At 41.6% G+C, this 16613-nt stretch carries 15 protein-coding genes; 5 read left to right on the forward strand and 10 right to left on the reverse strand.

Translation table 11 applies throughout. The annotated features are described in order from the left end of the window. Window positions 1-230: 230 nt before the first annotated feature. Window positions 231-947 (forward strand): two-component system response regulator ArcA, encoded by a 717-nt coding sequence (gene arcA / locus Xets_RS16995; protein WP_099132715.1) that lies wholly within the window; start codon window positions 231-233, stop codon window positions 945-947. A 117-nt stretch (window positions 948-1064) separates the two neighbouring features. Here arcA and creA read toward each other — a convergent pair whose 3' ends face one another. Next, window positions 1065-1541, reverse strand: a complete 477-nt coding sequence (gene creA / locus Xets_RS17000) for a protein CreA (RefSeq protein ID WP_099132714.1) — start codon at window positions 1539-1541, stop codon at window positions 1065-1067. 631 nt (window positions 1542-2172) lie between these two features. Between creA and robA the strand changes: the two genes are divergently transcribed. After that, complete coding sequence (robA, locus tag Xets_RS17005) at window positions 2173-3054, forward strand: MDR efflux pump AcrAB transcriptional activator RobA (protein WP_099132713.1); 882 nt, start codon at window positions 2173-2175, stop codon at window positions 3052-3054. Here the strand turns inward: robA and gpmB are convergent. Then, on the reverse strand, window positions 3051-3698 hold the full coding sequence (gpmB, locus tag Xets_RS17010; RefSeq protein WP_099132712.1) for a 2,3-diphosphoglycerate-dependent phosphoglycerate mutase GpmB: 648 nt from the start codon (window positions 3696-3698) through the stop codon (window positions 3051-3053). The two genes, robA and gpmB, sit on opposite strands and share 4 nt — an antisense overlap. Before the next feature lie 54 nt (window positions 3699-3752). Here gpmB and yjjX point away from each other — a divergent pair, with 54 nt between their 5' ends. Continuing rightward, window positions 3753-4280 carry an inosine/xanthosine triphosphatase gene (gene yjjX / locus Xets_RS17015; RefSeq protein WP_099132711.1) on the forward strand — a complete coding sequence of 176 codons (528 nt, stop codon included), beginning with the start codon at window positions 3753-3755 and terminating at the stop codon, window positions 4278-4280. An 83-nt stretch (window positions 4281-4363) separates the two neighbouring features. On the opposite strand, the gene trpR is transcribed toward yjjX, so the two are convergent. Both trpR and sltY read right to left on the reverse strand, forming a co-directional pair. Then, window positions 4364-4687, reverse strand: coding sequence for a trp operon repressor (gene trpR / locus Xets_RS17020; protein WP_099132710.1), 324 nt, complete (start codon window positions 4685-4687; stop codon window positions 4364-4366). A 54-nt stretch (window positions 4688-4741) separates the two neighbouring features. Continuing rightward, window positions 4742-6661 (reverse strand): murein transglycosylase, encoded by a 1920-nt coding sequence (sltY, locus tag Xets_RS17025; RefSeq protein ID WP_099132709.1) that lies wholly within the window; start codon window positions 6659-6661, stop codon window positions 4742-4744. Window positions 6662-6925: 264 nt separating this feature from the next. Here sltY and ettA point away from each other — a divergent pair, with 264 nt between their 5' ends. After that, window positions 6926-8593: an energy-dependent translational throttle protein EttA gene (gene ettA / locus Xets_RS17030; protein ID WP_187652178.1), complete on the forward strand. Its 1668-nt coding sequence runs from the start codon at window positions 6926-6928 to the stop codon at window positions 8591-8593. Window positions 8594-8684: 91 nt separating this feature from the next. On the opposite strand, the gene Xets_RS17035 is transcribed toward ettA, so the two are convergent. The 4 genes from Xets_RS17035 to serB form a co-directional block, all read right to left on the reverse strand. Continuing rightward, the gene (locus Xets_RS17035; RefSeq protein WP_099132707.1) at window positions 8685-9413 is read right to left on the reverse strand and encodes an ATP-binding cassette domain-containing protein; all 729 of its coding nucleotides are present in this window, start codon (window positions 9411-9413) and stop codon (window positions 8685-8687) included. A gap of 676 nt (window positions 9414-10089) precedes the next feature. Continuing rightward, window positions 10090-11316 carry a multifunctional transcriptional regulator/nicotinamide-nucleotide adenylyltransferase/ribosylnicotinamide kinase NadR gene (gene nadR, locus Xets_RS17040; RefSeq protein WP_187652179.1) on the reverse strand — a complete coding sequence of 409 codons (1227 nt, stop codon included), beginning with the start codon at window positions 11314-11316 and terminating at the stop codon, window positions 10090-10092. Between the two features lie 562 nt (window positions 11317-11878). Then, on the reverse strand, window positions 11879-13261 hold the full coding sequence (radA, locus tag Xets_RS17045) for a DNA repair protein RadA (protein WP_187652180.1): 1383 nt from the start codon (window positions 13259-13261) through the stop codon (window positions 11879-11881). Window positions 13262-13300: 39 nt separating this feature from the next. Further along, complete coding sequence (gene serB / locus Xets_RS17050) at window positions 13301-14278, reverse strand: phosphoserine phosphatase (RefSeq protein ID WP_099132704.1); 978 nt, start codon at window positions 14276-14278, stop codon at window positions 13301-13303. 116 nt (window positions 14279-14394) lie between these two features. Between serB and Xets_RS17055 the strand changes: the two genes are divergently transcribed. Then, entirely contained in the window at window positions 14395-15060 is a 666-nt protein-coding gene (locus Xets_RS17055; RefSeq protein WP_187652181.1) for a YtjB family periplasmic protein, read from the forward strand. Between the two features lie 13 nt (window positions 15061-15073). Here Xets_RS17055 and Xets_RS17060 read toward each other — a convergent pair whose 3' ends face one another. Together Xets_RS17060 and dkgA are read right to left on the reverse strand one after the other, a co-directional pair. Continuing rightward, a complete protein-coding gene (locus Xets_RS17060) occupies window positions 15074-15385 on the reverse strand; it encodes a hypothetical protein (RefSeq protein WP_099132703.1) in 312 nt (103 codons plus the stop codon). A gap of 306 nt (window positions 15386-15691) precedes the next feature. Continuing rightward, complete coding sequence (gene dkgA / locus Xets_RS17065) at window positions 15692-16522, reverse strand: 2,5-didehydrogluconate reductase DkgA (protein WP_099132702.1); 831 nt, start codon at window positions 16520-16522, stop codon at window positions 15692-15694. Window positions 16523-16613: the final 91 nt, after the last annotated feature.

A 16613-nucleotide genomic window follows, 5' to 3' on the forward strand; every position in this document is an offset into this window, starting at 1 on the left:
TGTTATATTGCTGTTAATAGACTAATATAGAAGCCTCGTTTAAATCGGGTTTTTTCGGGTATGTACCCTCTAGGAAAGCGACGCTGGCTTTTAGCGTAAAACATATCAAAACATTTATTTCGGGCATAAGCTGGTTTTCTGTCATTCAGAACAAGATCAGCATATTTTCTTTTAATAATAACAGCTTGTGTCATACAGATTCTGTTTTTTAGCGATTTTAGGTAGCAACCATGCAAACCCCGCACATTTTGATTGTTGAAGACGAAATTGTCACACGCAATACCCTTAAGAGTATTTTTGAGGCTGAAGGGTATGTTGTTTATGAAGCCAATGATGGTTCAGAAATGCACAACATTCTGTCAGATAACGATATCAATTTAGTCATTATGGATATCAATTTGCCAGGTAAAAATGGCTTACTGCTTGCCCGTGAATTACGTGAGCAGGCAAATGTTGCATTGATGTTCTTAACCGGCCGTGATAATGAAGTGGACAAAATTCTTGGTCTCGAAATCGGTGCTGATGATTATATAACTAAGCCATTTAACCCACGCGAACTAACCATCCGTGCTCGTAATTTGCTTTCGCGGACAATGAACCTGAGTCATCCAGGAGAAGAGCGTCGCCAAGTTGAAAGTTATAAGTTCAATGGATGGGAGCTGGATATCAATAGCCGCTCTTTGGTTAGCCCGATGGGAGATCATTACAAACTGCCGCGTAGTGAATTTCGTGCGATGCTCCATTTCTGTGAGAATCCAGGAAAAATCCAAACCCGTGCAGAATTGTTGAAAAAAATGACGGGCCGTGAACTGAAACCTCACGATCGTACGGTTGATGTAACTATTCGCCGTATTCGTAAACACTTCGAATCGACACCAGATACTCCAGAAATCATTGCGACCATCCACGGTGAAGGTTACCGTTTCTGTGGTGATTTAGAAGAATGATTGATACCTTTTTATAGGTATGTATTCTACATAGGATATCTGTCAAAAGCCCCGTATGTCTTATGACATCAGGGCTTTTCTTTTAGTCGGTGCTTGCTTGCCTCAGTGATGAGTTATTCACTCTTTCCACGGCATAATCGGTACAGCACTGATGGCATTTTTAGGGGAACCATCGATCACTTTGTCAGAATAAGTTAAATAAATTAGTGAATTACGATTTGGATCGTAGAAGCGTACAACCTGCAATTTTTTAAATACCAAAGAAGTGCGTTTTTGGAAGACGACGTGTCCTTTCTTGGCGGATTTTTTTATCTTATCTGCCAATTCGATCGGGCCAATTTGCTGACAGGATATGGCTGCATCAGATGTATCTTCTGCCAATCCCAATCCTCCCTTGAGTCCTCCAGTTTTGGCTCTGCTCAGATAACAGGTGACATTTTTAACGTCAGGATCATCAAAGGCTTCTATCACTATCTTGTTATCAGGGCCAAAAAGTTTGAACACTGTGTCAACAGAACCGATCTCTTCAGCATGCAACGCCGCAGGAGAAAAGAGTAAGGTAGCCGCTATCACTATTTTCTTCATTGTTGCCATATATATAGTCCAATTGAATTAAATAAATACAGTGAAAATATCTATCATTCACATATAATGTAACGCAATAAATTTAATTAAATCATTTCCAATGTGAATGTGTCTGTGATGGAAAATCAGGGCATTATAGCTGAATATGCACCCAAGACGAGTAAGTAATGGTCTTTAAAAATTTATGCCATTGGAATTAGGTCAACATCCAGCACATCAGTAGTAGATATATTTTCTCTTATAATTCATATCATTGACTTATTTATCAAGACAATGCTTGACATATTACCGATTCTGCTATTAATTTATTCCAAGTGAAAACTTGTTTAATTCATTGAGGGTTTATTGATAACATCAATGTAACAATCAATATGCCTAATGGAATCATCTTGGCATATTGTACCTAAAGAATAACTAACTAATAGTTATAGTAAATATTGGTAATCAATTACTGGGATAGGTGTACTGCAACAACACTCAGGGAAATTGTCATCTAGGTTTATTTGGGGAAAAGTATAGGTGTTGATTATTTATCAAACTACACAATATCTTTTTTAGGAAAAAACTTTTAGTTTTCAAACTAATAAGTTGTTTTACATTTATATGATTTTCTTTTTGTCTTAATGACTGAGGGAGATGTATGGATCAAACCAACATCATTCGAGACTTGCTGCATTGGGTGGATAATAATCTGGATCGTCCATTGTCTCTTGATAACGTTGCAGCAAAAGCAGGTTACTCCAAATGGCACTTGCAGCGCATGTTCAAGGAGGTAACAGGCCAGGCAATAGGTTCTTATATCCGTGCGAGAAGATTATCCAGAGCCGCCGTTGCATTACGTTTAACCAGCCGTCCTATCTTGGACATTGCCTTGCAATATCGCTTTGATTCTCAACAAACTTTCACAAGAGCTTTCAAAAAACAGTTTGACCGAACGCCAGCAGCCTATCGTCGCAGCGAAGAGTGGTGCGCAAAAGGAATATGTCCTCCTATCTTGCTGGATAACAAACCTTTGCCAGAGCACAAATTTGTCACGTTGGAAGAGAAGTCACTTATCGGTACTGAGCACACTTGCAGTTACACGCTTGAGCAGTGGTCAGAAGATTGCAAGAATATGCGTCATGAGTTTTGGATTAACTATCTACAAGATGCGGAAATATTACCACCGAGACTTTATGGACTACACCATACGACCCCTTGTATGGAAAGTGAAGATGAACAGACAGTGTTCTATACCACAGCCATAGAACCAGAATATGCTACCTTTGATACCAAAGATAGCCGTCCAGTCGCCTTGCCGAGTGGAGATTATATTTCATTCAGTTATTTTGGTGATAAAGAGCAGTTACAAGAGTTTCTCTTTACCGTTTATGGTGTCTGTTTGCCTACACTAAACATAACTCGCAGAAAGGGATACGATGTCGAGCGATATTACCTCACTAATCTTGAATGGAAAAATCTTGGGGATGAGACACAAAATCATGTTGTGGAATTTGAGTATCTCATCCCAATTGAACGTTAACCTTGTAATTCATCCAAGGCGGGCATATCCAGATGAGTGATATCGCCCGTTGTTTCAACTATCCAACCTGGGGCCAGCCACGGGCTATCCTGATAATCCACCCGTGAGATGGAACAGTTTCTCAACCGTAGGCGGCGTTCTGAGTTAGCGGGAAGGCCCAGAATAGAGCAGATCAAACCGACGAGTGCTATTCCATGACTGACCAAAAGTGGACGGCTACCCGTAGGCAGGTTAAGGCAATTTTCCAGTGCGGCCCGCATACGGGTAGATACTTCATGCATCGATTCACCTTCTGGGATCCGTCCATTTGGTGTACCATCAACAAGACTTTTACGCCAAGATTCTTCTTCTGGTGTGAGGGAAGTTAGTTCGCGATTTTCCAGAACGCCCATATTTAACTCTCGCAGGCGTGGTTCCAGTATGACGTCACAGCCACAGGCTCTCGCGATGATTTCTGCTGTTTGGCGTGTCCGACCAAGGTCACTGGTGATAACATGGGTAATGTTTTCTGATTTAATTCTCTGCGCGACCAAGTGAGCTTGGCGCTGACCCGTTTCAGTCAAAGGACTGTCAGATTGCCCCTGAATACGACGAGCCACATTCCATTCGGTTTCGCCATGACGAACAAGATAGACCTGTAACATAGTTATTTTCCGTTATACTGCATCATGAAATAATTCAAAGGATAATTTATTTATATGTACCACGTTATTGCAGCAACAACTAACCCTGCGAAGATAAAAGCGATTAGCCTTGCATTCGATGATGTTTTTGGCCCAGGCACTTACCACATAGAAGATGTTAATGTAGACAGTAGCGTACCTCAACAACCCATTGGTAATACTGAGACTCGTACAGGTGCTCGTCATCGAGTTATGGCTGCTCGCCAGGTCCGGCCTGAAGCTGATTTCTGGGTTGGAGTTGAAGCAGGAATTGAAGATGATATGACGTTTGCCTGGATGGTCGTTGAACATAAACAAATTCGGGGAGAATCGCGTTCTGCTAGCCTGATGTTGCCAGAAAAAGTTCTGGAAGGCATTCGTAAAGGACGCGAACTTGGCCATGAAATGGCGGATGTCACTGGCGTCGATAATATCAAGCAGAAAGGTGGTGCGATTGGCTTTTTTACCAATGGTATTCTGACGCGTACCAGCGTTTATCATCAAGCTCTGATACTGGCTCTGGTGCCTATTCATCATGAAATTTACAAAGAGTCGAATAACTAATCTTAACGGTACATCGTTGTTTGGGGGCGCGATTGGACGGCCCCCGCTGCATTATCTAATTTGTTATTTTATCGTGGTTATTGTCAATCAGTTATTAACTGATTTTCCAGCCATTTCTTAACATGAGCCGGTGCGTTCTTTAAGCTATTGGAACCACGTGTAATTGTCGCAATACCAACGCCTAGCTCATTTTTCAGTTCGCGCTGGTTCATTTGACCACGCATCAATTCCTGAATAATCCGAACCCGAGTTGATAAAGCGGTACGTTCATCGGGAGTCAATAATAGCTGCAAAATAGAATGTTGCAAATTTTGTTCAAATGCTATTTTTAACAACTCAACAAAAGTGAGCCAGTCATCACCATCTTCCGGGGAAAGCGCCGGATCAATCAAATGATTTTGTGCCATAATTAACCGCCATACTATTCAACTAGTACAGTAGCATATCATATTTATCTTAAATTAATAACGTCTTTGCCATTCCGCATTTGTCAGCACATTGGGCATTTTCCCCATAAAATTATGGTAGAACATGTCGTAGGCAAGAACATTTTTGACATAAGAACGTGTTTCCGCAAAAGGAATGCTCTCAATAAAGGCGATGGGATCGATGTTCCCAGCGGTGTTAGCTAACCAACGCTCAACATTTGCAGGGCCGGCATTATAAGCGGCACTGGCAAGAATACGGTTATTGTCAAAACGCTGATAGACTGACTCCAGATAAGCGGTGCCAATTTTAATATTAGTAATCGGGTTCATTAATTGATTGCTGCTGACATAACCCTGAATTTTCTCACTCTTCACGGTATGTTCGGCGGTTTTGGGCATGATCTGCATTAATCCACTGGCTCCTTTGGAAGAACGGGCCTGTGGGTCCCAGGCACTTTCCTGACGGGCAATTGCCATTGCATAACTTTGTGAAATATTTTTATCTGATGTGAAGTTTGCAAATTCGTTTTGCCACGCCATCGGGAAACGCTCTTCAAGGTGATCCCACATTTTTCCCGCAATGGTAGCTTGTACACTGAATGCGGGCCAGCGCTGCTCAAATGCATAACGAGCCAACTGTTCTTGTTTCACGCGATCTTGCGAAGAAACCAGGAGGAGCCATTCTGAGCGTGCCAAATTATCCATATTCCAATACAGCAATTCCCGGATACGTTTAATTGCTGGCATATTGGCAATGGAACGATCGGGTCTCTCTGATTTATTGATGGTCAGAGGATAAGAAATATGTAATTTCTGGGCGGCCACCATGGGATAAAAACCACGATGTTCGGTCAGTTTACGTAATATCGCGTTGCCTTCTGCGCTTTTCCTTTGATTGAGCAGAATAATAGCTCTCCAATATTGCCACTCATCTTGTTGCAACGTTTTTTGCGGCAACAACGAAATCCATCTTTCAAGCCCAGAATGATCGCCATCCCTCAATGCTAAGCGAGCACGTCTCTCAATCAATTTGATAGAGTGTGAATCGTGAATGGTATCATCCCGCCATTTTGCCTGCTCTGGTGTAATGTCTCCCATCAATTGCCATGCGACGATATCTTTTAATTGTTGTCGTTCGGCGTCATTCATCTTTTGAGAGCGGACAAGTGTAGGGATGCTTACTCTGGCAAGTTCAGCATTTATGCGGGCAAATCGGGAGAAGTTCGTTATGATAACTGAGCGGGTGAAGTCGGTTGGTGTGGCAGTTGTGGCAACTTGTTCAATTAACGTTGGATCATGTTGCAGCTTCAGTAAATTCGTACTCAAGCTTTGATAACGCAATGGCAAGCGTTTGGCAAGATAGGTAACAAGTGTGGTGTTATTGGCTTTCATCGCCAATTCGATACGCTGCAAAATTAAATGTGCAGACAGGTATCCAGCCTGATCCCAGGCAGTGAGTAGTTTATCGCAACTAGCAGGTAATGAGTTGCCATTGAGCCAAATTTCTTGGGCACCTTGCCAGGCGACTTGTTGGTGTCCTGTGGCCCATTGTGCAAAGTAATAATCACAGCGTTCTGCCACTGTATTTGGCGGGTTGGGACTGAATGCCAGGATGCCACTCCAATCACCATTGTTTGCCAGTACACTGATAAATCGAGATGCCAGCGAACGTGCTGGTGGCAAGGTAGGGTGAGTATTAATAAAGTGCTGAACTTGCTGAGGAGTGGTAGTTGCCAGATCCTGAGATAATTGACGATATTCGAGATAAGGATACAGCGGGTAATTTTTCAGCATTGGCATCAGACGCGTCACTTCCGCCATATTTTTGGTATCCCATGCCTGTTTTATTTCTTGATATCGTTGACGTTGGGCATTCAGAGAATCAGCATGTGCCGCTCCAGCAACAACAGAAACCAGACTTACAGCCATGACGAAATGCTGCCACTTACTCATTGCCACATACCCCTTCGGAAGACTACTATCAGTGTCCAATTGCCCTGTATTTAAATGCTTTGCTCAGGTGCGCTGTCCAAGTGAATTGTTAAGATGCTATGTAATTATAATCATATTATTGATGTGAATTATTACAATTGTCATACCAAATAGAAAACGCTGAAAAAGTGCTATTTGATAAGAGGATAGGTAAAATAAGCCATCCAAACTCGATAAACGCAGACGTTTTTTAAAATTTCTTGATTAATCAAAAGGTAAACTACATTGGCTCAATATGTTTATAGTATGCATCGGGTGGGAAAAGTTGTTCCTCCTAAAAGGCATATTCTGAAAAATATTTCTCTGAGTTTTTTCCCTGGAGCAAAAATCGGTGTTCTCGGCCTCAATGGTGCCGGTAAATCTACTTTACTGCGCATTATGGCGGGTATTGATAAAGATATTGAGGGAGAAGCGCGTCCACAACCGGGTATTAAAATCGGCTATCTGCCGCAGGAACCTAAGCTTAATCCTGAACATACTGTTCGTGAAGCGGTGGAAGAAGCTGTTAGCGAAGTTAAAAATGCTCTGACTCGCCTTGATGAAGTTTATGCTGCTTATGCTGATCCGGATGCGGATTTCGATAAGCTGGCAAAAGAGCAAGGTGAGCTGGAAGCGATTATCCAATCCCACGATGGACACAATCTGGACAATCAGCTTGAGCGAGCGGCTGATGCTCTACGTCTGCCTGCATGGGAGGCGAAGATTGAACACTTGTCCGGTGGTGAACGCCGTCGTGTGGCAATTTGCCGTCTGTTATTGGAAAAACCAGACATGCTGCTGCTTGACGAACCCACTAACCACCTTGATGCTGAGTCTGTTGCATGGCTGGAGCGCTTCCTGCATGATTACGAAGGCACAGTGGTTGCGATCACCCATGACCGTTACTTCCTCGATAACGTTGCTGGTTGGATCTTGGAACTTGACCGTGGTGAAGGTATTCCGTGGGAAGGCAACTACTCTTCATGGCTGGAACAAAAAGATGCACGTCTGGCACAGGAAGCTGCGTCAGAAGCGGCTCGCCGTAAATCCATTGAAAAAGAACTTGAGTGGATCCGCCAAAATCCGAAAGGACGTCAGGCAAAAGGCAAGGCACGTTTAGCTCGCTTTGAAGAACTGAGTAGCGTTGACTACCAGAAGCGTAATGAAACCAGCGAATTGTTTATTCCGCCTGGTCCACGTTTGGGGGACAAGGTGCTGGAAGTCACCAATCTAACCAAGTCTTATGGTGATCGCGTACTGATCGACAACTTGAATTTCTCTCTGCCGAAAGGGGCGATTGTTGGGATCATCGGTCCGAACGGTGCGGGTAAATCAACGCTGTTCCGTATGTTGTCCGGTCAGGAGCAGCCAGATTCTGGCTCAATTACACTGGGTGAAACGGTTAAATTGGCTTCTGTGGAGCAGTTCCGCGATAGCATGGATGACAGCAAAACCGTTTGGGAAGAGGTTTCTGGCGGTCAAGACATTATGCGTATTGGCAACTTTGAAATTCCGAGCCGTGCCTATGTTGGTCGCTTTAACTTCAAAGGCGTAGATCAAGGCAAGCGTGTTGGTGAATTGTCTGGTGGTGAGCGTGGTCGTCTGCATTTAGCTAAACTGTTGCAAGTTGGCGGCAACATGTTACTACTTGACGAACCGACCAACGATTTAGACGTCGCAACTTTACGTGCATTGGAAAACGCCTTGCTGGAATTCCCAGGCTGTGCGATGGTTATTTCCCATGACCGTTGGTTCCTTGACCGTATCGCAACACACATCATTGATTATCAGGATGAAGGTAAAGTCACCTTCTTTGAAGGAAACTTCAGCGAATACGAAGATTATAAGAAGCGGACTATGGGGGCGGAAGCACTGGAGCCTCACCGCATTAAATATAAAAAGATCAGCAAGTAAGCCTGCCAGAAAATAAACCTGATAGAAAAAACGGCCTGATATCAGGCCGTTTTTTGTTGCTGGTAACTAACTTGTTGTTATTGCCAAACTATTATGACACTAAAACTCGTTGTTCCAGTATGGATTCATAAGTCTTAGTTGCTTTTCCACTTGCTAAAGTGATAACGCTATCAACATGTTTCATCAGGCGTCTATCCTGGGAGGCAATGACAACCGTACCTTTCTGTTCATGGGCAATAAATTTAACGATATTAATGAACGTCTGAAATGCCTGATGATCTAAATTGCGTGTTGGGTCATCTGCAAATAAATATTCAGGTCTTCTGACTATGGCTTTCGCCATTGCTGCCAATTGTTTCTCGTTTTCAGACAGTTCCCCTGGATAATAACGGCTTTTATCGCCTAATTTCACAATATCCAGCGATTTTTGCGCGATTTTTTCGGCTTGCTCGCGAGCAAGTGACAATCCATAAGACGTTGATAATAACAAATTATCTAAGAGAGTGAGTTCACTAAATAAATTGAAATCTTGGAAAATAAACCCACTATTTTCATGATGAAACTTTCCTAATTCCACATCATTCATTAGTTTCAACTTGTTATTATTAATTAATACATCTCCTTGATCTGGTTGTAACATACCCGATGCAATCGACAACACTGTGCGGTTAGTCGATGCCTTCGGCCCTGTTATCAAAGTAATTTCACCTGGTATAATAGAAAATGTGATATTTGAAATCATTTCATGATTAACTGTAGCATCAGTTAAACCATATGAAATATTGATAACCTCAATCGATTTAAATTGATTCAAGTTCATATTCTCAACACAATTAGGTTAAAAGATTAAAGCTTTTTCCTTAAACATATGCTGTCTAAATTCATTCGTAATAACACTGATATCCTTATGGTATTATACGAATAAAAATAGTCTATATGCGAAACATCTTCACCAAGGATATACTCATCTTATGTCAATTATTATTTACAATGACTATCTAATAAATGAGATGTTTCTTAGTCTTGGAATAAAAAATCAAAAATATTAGTGAATTATGCTTAAGGCAACAATGAAAAAATAAAAATAGCATAAATTCTTCTATTTTTATTCCACTTTTATAATAAGGGAAAAAGTCATTTTATATTTCGTTAATATTTTAATGTTACTTGTTATTACCTCCGTTATTGATAAAAACACCTAGAATATTTGTGGGTTTGTTAGTAACTAATAAATTTTATATAAATAAACCAATAGACCTGTTCATTAAATGACTTATTTTCCTGTAATTCAAGTCAAAACAGTAAAATTAAAGTATCAAAAAATATTATTATCACAATTTATTTTATTACATTTGTTAAAATAACCAAAGTAAACATTTAATTCATTGTTAAGTTAGGGTAATAATAATAAGATAAAGATTACACTGAATAATAAATTACTATCAATTAACCGTGATAATAATATAAGTGTAATCTATTTTATATATAAAGGTTAGTTATTCCATTAACATCTGTTGAACTAATTCAACGCAGCATAGAAAACGTTGATCATAATCCGGTGAATTGACACAGATATAATCGATATTATTTGTTTTCAACAAACTTTCAAGCAAATGTTGAAACTCTTTGCGATCTCGCTCGCTGCCCAAACTTCTTAAACCATCTGCAATCCACGGTGTGTTGTTTTCTAAAAGAATAACTAAATCAAAACGATATTCATCAATCATCGCCTGAACAAAAGGATGTTCTTTTCCTTCATAGCGTTTGCAAAATGCCTGCGTTGTTACAAAATCAGTATCGATAAACGCAACCTTATTGGCATATTTAACAGAAAAATCAATGTATTGAGCATGACCTAATGCAATTTTATCGTAATCTGAGTATTGTAAAGCCATTTCATCGCCTCCCAGATGGGAAAATACGTATTCGCGCCCATATTCCCATGCGCTGGTCGTGTTAAACATGTTGGCCAGCTTATTCACTAATGTCGATTTTCCGCTCGATTCTCCGCCAAGAATAGCCACTGTGCGTACAAAAAATGGCTTTACTTCTGTAGGAATATATTCCCAGTAACGGAAAGGCGCCTGACGGATTTGGCTACCACTAATATTCATGAATGAGCGTTGTGGGTCGATAAGCACAGTTTCAACGCCGAAATATTCTTTATAACGAGGGACATCCTGTGCTTCGCTGGAATAGATATAATTAGGATTGATGCTTTTTGCTGCCAGAAACGACTTAACACTTTGACTCCACGCTTCCCAGCCATTCGGGTAAGGTTCCATTCCTTGTTCATCAATTGCATGAATATGAATACTTTTCTGATACTTGAATGTTTGCAGCAACCATCTCAGACGGTCACTTACAGTAGGTTGTTGAGACATTGAACTGTTGATGAATAACTCATGATCACGCGCTTCGTCATAACAAAGAACAACATGTAACTCATCAACTTGACTGGATGCTCGTTGGATCAAATAAATGTGTCCAGTATGTAATGGGTAAAATTTACCAAACACAACTCCGACTGTTTTCTTTTCCATGGGATATGCTAATCCTAGATATTGATGAAGAGAAGCTAGTTTCAGTGCACTGGGACTTTTTATTTTGGCATTAATAAGTTGGCTTAGATAGCCTTTGGTCATTCCGCTGGCATCAGCAACCTGCTGTAATGTGTAACCTGCCTGTTTGATCGCCTGTTTCAAATAGTCAAATTGCGCCATAAGACCTCCTCTGTGTTTAGTATACTAAACAAGGTAGCATGTTTGTTGTGAAAGGTAAAAATAAAATTGGTTGTTTATTGATTTTTTGGGATTAAATGACGTTATCTTGACTATAATAAGTATTTAAAATTGCATAATCGGCTATTTATTTTAAATAAAATAACCAGATGCTAAATTTATAGTTAAAAAATCAAGAAGAATGACAATAGCGTTTGTTCAATGATTATTGAACAGATTGTTTGGTTTTACTCGTTATATAAATATTTGCATAACCATTTGTGATTTAGATTTAACCAGCATCTGTCATTAATAAATACCAACCTGTGGTAAGAATAGAAAAAATTTAAATAATATAGTGATTAACTATTTGATTTTTTATTTAAGTAGAATGAATAAAATATTTACCCAAAATTCTATTATCCGCCTCGTTTGATATGTGATGGTAGGTGGGAAAATATTCTGACAAATTAGGAAAAATACTTAGATTGCCGTTTAATAGATTTCAAGCAGTAACTTGAAATCTATTGGTTATATAGATCTAAAAAGAATAACAGATTGTTTCTTAATCCAGATCATCCAGAACAGATAACGCATCGGCCAGCTTTTTGACGCCAAATACTTTCATACCGAGCAGTGATTTTTTCGGCATGTTAGCATGGGGAACAATGGCCCGTTTAAAACCGTGTTTAGCGGCTTCTGAAATGCGTTCTTGTCCACTGGGAACGGGACGAATTTCTCCTGCTAATCCCACTTCGCCAAATACCACCAGATCACGGGGCAGAGGCCGGTCGCGGAAACTGGAAACTAAAGAGAGTAATAACGCCAGATCAGCACTCGTTTCCGTTACTTTTACCCCACCTACGACGTTCACAAAAACATCTTGATCAGCCATTTGCAAACCGCCATGCCGATGCAGGACTGCAAGCAGAATAGCCAGCCTGTTTTGTTCAAGCCCCACTGCTACGCGGCGTGGGTTTGACATCATAGAGTGATCTACTAATGCCTGAATTTCAACGAGTAGAGGACGAGTACCTTCCCAGACAATCATGACCGAACTACCTGAGGTAATTTCATCGCCACGACTCAGGAAAATGGCGGAAGGATTACTGACTTCCCGTAACCCCTGTTCGGTCATTGCGAATACACCTAGCTCATTAATGGCACCAAAGCGGTTTTTATGGCTGCGCAGAGTGCGGAAACGCGAATCAGTTTCACCATCCAGCATGACGGAACAGTCTATACAGTGCTCGAGCACCTTGGGGCCAGCCAATGTGCCATCTTTTGTCACATGTCCAACCATGATAATGGCAACACCACGGGTTTTGGCAAATCGTGTCAGGTAGGCTGCGGTTTCCCTGACTTGTGCAACACTGCCTGGTGACGATTGTATATCAGCCATGTGCATGACCTGAATTGAGTCAATCACCATAAGTTTAGGTTGTTCTTGCTCTGCAATCAGACAAATCTGCTCAATGCTGGTTTCCGATAGCATATTCAGTTGATCTGTCGGCAAACCCAACCGCTGAGCTCGCATCGCCACTTGTTGCAATGATTCTTCCCCTGTTACATACAGGGTTTTCATCTGGGTTGATAGTTGGCACATGGTTTGTAAAAGCAGGGTACTTTTCCCTGCACCGGGGTTACCGCCAATCAAAATGGCACTGCCGGGAACCACACCACCACCGAGAACACGGTCAAATTCTTTAAACCCCGTTGAAAAACGGGGCAGTTCTTCCAGACTGATATCAGAGAGTTTCTGCACTTTACTAATACCAGCGTTCCCGGCATAGCCACTGAGACGTTCATTACGGGATGATGAAGCTGCGGCTAAACGCACTTCCGTAATGGTATTCCATGCGTGACATGCGGTACATTGCCCCTGCCAACGGGGATAATCCGCACCACACTCGTTACAGACAAATGCCCGTTTTGCTGCTTTTGCCACTTTGGACTCCCTTAATGTAATGACTTTTGCCTGTGGGCATTAGCGTTCTTCGTGTTTCAAACCACCGCTCAACACACACAGGACGCCCATTAAATCTGCATGGCGGATAGCAACTTTGGCCTGGGTGTAAACTTTTGGCTTAGCATGATAGGCGATCCCCAATCCTGCCTTACGGATCATTTTCAGATCATTGGCGCCATCCCCAATAGCGACGGTTTGGCTCAGAGGAATATCCAGTGCTTTTGCCAATCTTATCAGAGTGGTTGCCTTGTATTTTGCATCGACAATCGGCCCTTTGACCTTACCGGTCAGTTTGCCATTTTTTATCTCCAGTTGATTGGCAACTGCATCAAAAAGGCGTAGCTGCTGGCGAAGATTATCGGCAAAGAAAGTAAAACCACCGGAGGCAATCGCGACATGCCAATCCAATGATTGTAACTTGCGAACCAGACTGGTTAGCCCTGGCATAAGCGGAAGTGTTTCCATCACTTGCTGCAAGATTGATGCATCGGCGCCTGCCAACTGAGCAACTCGCTCGCGCAGACTTTCTGAAAAATCCAGTTCGCCTTGCATTGCCCGTTCTGTGATTTCCGCCACTTTATCACCAACTCCGGCCAGGCGGGCAATTTCATCAATGCATTCAATCTGGATAGCGGTAGAATCCATATCCATCACCAATAAGCCTGGTGAGCGGAGGCGAGGGATCTGCCCCAAGGGAACGACATCCAAACGACACTCATCTGCCTGCCGTTTAATGCGAGGCGAAAGGCTACCGGCAATACGGACAACCTGATAATCATCGATCCGCCATGAAGAGACCACCACAATGGCAGCGCCCAATCGGTGCTGGAACTCGCTGATACGTTGTTTATCCAAACCACGTCCATACAGCAACCAGCCGCTATCTCCTGCCCGGTAATCCAGTGGCATGACTTCATCACCACTGAGGGATAGGGGTAATCCGGGCCATTTATGGATCTCATCCGGTAAGTAGCGATAGGCCAGATTATTAGACATGAACATTGACTCCTGTAATTCCATATAATTTGGTGCAGGCAAAAAACGCTTTTCAAACTATCCTATCATTACCGCATCTGGCAACATGTGCTTTCTGAACATGGGATGAGATAACTATGATAAAAGCCAAGCTAAAAATTAGACTGCACAAGACGGCGATTATATTAATATGTATAGCACTGCTAGTACTGCTGATGCAGGGAGTTTCCTATTTCAGCCGTTCTCAACAACAGGCGCATATGGATCAATTTGAAGATCTGGCGAAAACATTGGCGAAACAGGTCGCATTCAGCTTGTCTGATTATATGGAGAATGGTAGCAAAGATCTTAATAATAAAAAGATTGTCGCTAACTTAGATTATTTGACTAGCAATAGCCGCATTTTGGATGCCAGTGTCTATCTGGAGAATGGCACACAGATAGCACGAAGTGGTGAACCGATTTCTGTTCGTGAACGATTATCGTTGGAAGGCAAAAAATCCAGTAGTTATTTCAACCAACAAATTGTTGTGCCAATACCAGGAAAAAATCATCCAAAAGGTTTTCTTCGCCTGACACTGGATACGCATCGATTGGCAACTGAGGCTAAGCAGGTCGATAACACAACGAACTTACTCAGGATAATGCTCCTGCTATCTTTGGCGATTGGATTTATTCTGGCTCATAACTTGCTAAAACTGTCTCCTAGTCGCTGGCAACAATCCCCTTATCTGCTGACTGCCAATACCAAACCTTCTGATGAAACAGAAAGTAAAGTGCAAGATGATGATAACCAAAGATAATGTGACATTACCGTTAGTTATTGTGCGGATGACTTTCCTCATTATCAATGTGCTTTCCATAATACCGCTTGAAACAAATGGAATAGAGGACGCCGTGTAGAAGTGCAATCATTACTGCGCCATAAAACACAATCGGCCGATGGGCAACATTAATATGCACAATCGGAATATTGTTAAAACGAAAGATATACATATGAAAGGCCATAGCTGCGATTGCAAGTAAGATCCCCGCTGCGTTGTGGTGGATCCGGTGTGACAGCAGGAACCATTTTAAGGTGAAGAAAAAAGGGATAAGCATTAATAAAGAAATAACTACATAAACCATTATCATTTCCTTAAGTTTTTATTTGGAACGTTGATGTAAGTAGATAGATTGAACGCTGTCATAAACATGCAGTGTGTTTCAATTATCTATTTAATATGCCTGTTATTTAGCGCTGTGAAGTAAGTCTATAACATAGTTCATACATAAATAGTAAACATAGTTATTATTAATATTTTTGATTTGTTAGATAAATTATAGTGTTTTATGGAAGAATTCTATTCAAGTACATGACCTGAACCCTGCTGAAGAACAGCGTTCAGGCCTGTTGGAATGGATAGATGAATCTATAGAGGATGATTTTACTAACTAGAATTGATTGTAAGTATCGGGATTTGGCCCTATTCGCTTCCCGATGTCCAGTTCAGCCATCGCTGTTAAGTCTTCTTTTTCCAGTCTGAAATCAAATACATCAAAATTTTCTTTAATACGGGCAGGTGTAACTGATTTAGGAATGGTAATCATGCCGCATTCAAGATGCCAACGAATGACAATTTGCGCTGGCGTCTTACCGTATTTAAGTGCCAGACGTTCAACCAATGAAGAATTAAAAACGCCTTTTCCCCCCCGTGATAACGGGCTCCAGGATTCGGTTGTAATATGATGGGTAGCATTCCATGAGTGAAGTTGTCGCTGTTGCAGCAGAGGATGCAATTCAATTTGGTTGATTACAGGAACGACACCTGTTTCCTGGATTATTTTTTGTAAATGCTCGATATGAAAATTACACACTCCAATACTGCGAGTCAGGCCAGCTTCTTTCAGTTTAATCAGTTGCTTCCATGCATCAACATAATGATCCTGTTCGGGCACTGGCCACTGGATGAGATAGAGATCAACATAATCTAACTGTAGTTTGTCCAGGCTTTCTTGTAATGCCGCCCGAGCATCCAGGTGGCGATCATTCCAAAGTTTGGTGGTGATGAAAATTTCTTCGCGTGGGATATCAGTTTCCTTTAAGGCTTTTCCCACCCCTTCTTCGTTATGAAAAATTGCTGCTGTATCAATGGAGCGATAACCGACTTCTAATGCGGTATGGAGAGACTCAACAACCTGTTCATTACTCGCTTTCCAAACGCCAAGCCCCAATTGTGGCATGTGATTCTCATCAGCGAGTTTAATAATTGTCTGTTGACCCATTATTACCTCCTTTAGGTTTGGAATTTTTTGATCATGGCTGGGACAGAACTGCCATCAAGCTGGTCATCAGAGAGGTGGACTTTTACGCCCA

Source organism: Xenorhabdus sp. TS4, assembly GCF_014467265.1.
Classification (GTDB): domain Bacteria; phylum Pseudomonadota; class Gammaproteobacteria; order Enterobacterales; family Enterobacteriaceae; genus Xenorhabdus; species Xenorhabdus ehlersii.

What these genes read in the sequence shown, in the direction of transcription:
- dkgA (WP_099132702.1), bottom strand. Translation starts at nt 16,522, where the DNA reads ATGGGTCAACAGACAATTATTAAACTCGCTGATGAGAATCACATGCCA.
- gpmB (WP_099132712.1), bottom strand. Translation starts at nt 3,698, where the DNA reads ATGTTACAGGTCTATCTTGTTCGTCATGGCGAAACCGAATGGAATGTG.
- robA (WP_099132713.1), top strand. Translation starts at nt 2,173, where the DNA reads ATGGATCAAACCAACATCATTCGAGACTTGCTGCATTGGGTGGATAAT.
- sltY (WP_099132709.1), bottom strand. Translation starts at nt 6,661, where the DNA reads ATGAGTAAGTGGCAGCATTTCGTCATGGCTGTAAGTCTGGTTTCTGTT.
- Xets_RS17060 (WP_099132703.1), bottom strand. Translation starts at nt 15,385, where the DNA reads ATGGTTTATGTAGTTATTTCTTTATTAATGCTTATCCCTTTTTTCTTC.
- serB (WP_099132704.1), bottom strand. Translation starts at nt 14,278, where the DNA reads ATGTCTAATAATCTGGCCTATCGCTACTTACCGGATGAGATCCATAAA.
- arcA (WP_099132715.1), top strand. Translation starts at nt 231, where the DNA reads ATGCAAACCCCGCACATTTTGATTGTTGAAGACGAAATTGTCACACGC.
- trpR (WP_099132710.1), bottom strand. Translation starts at nt 4,687, where the DNA reads ATGGCACAAAATCATTTGATTGATCCGGCGCTTTCCCCGGAAGATGGT.
- creA (WP_099132714.1), bottom strand. Translation starts at nt 1,541, where the DNA reads ATGGCAACAATGAAGAAAATAGTGATAGCGGCTACCTTACTCTTTTCT.
- yjjX (WP_099132711.1), top strand. Translation starts at nt 3,753, where the DNA reads ATGTACCACGTTATTGCAGCAACAACTAACCCTGCGAAGATAAAAGCG.
- Xets_RS17035 (WP_099132707.1), bottom strand. Translation starts at nt 9,413, where the DNA reads ATGAACTTGAATCAATTTAAATCGATTGAGGTTATCAATATTTCATAT.
- nadR (WP_187652179.1), bottom strand. Translation starts at nt 11,316, where the DNA reads ATGGCGCAATTTGACTATTTGAAACAGGCGATCAAACAGGCAGGTTAC.
- Xets_RS17055 (WP_187652181.1), top strand. Translation starts at nt 14,395, where the DNA reads ATGATAAAAGCCAAGCTAAAAATTAGACTGCACAAGACGGCGATTATA.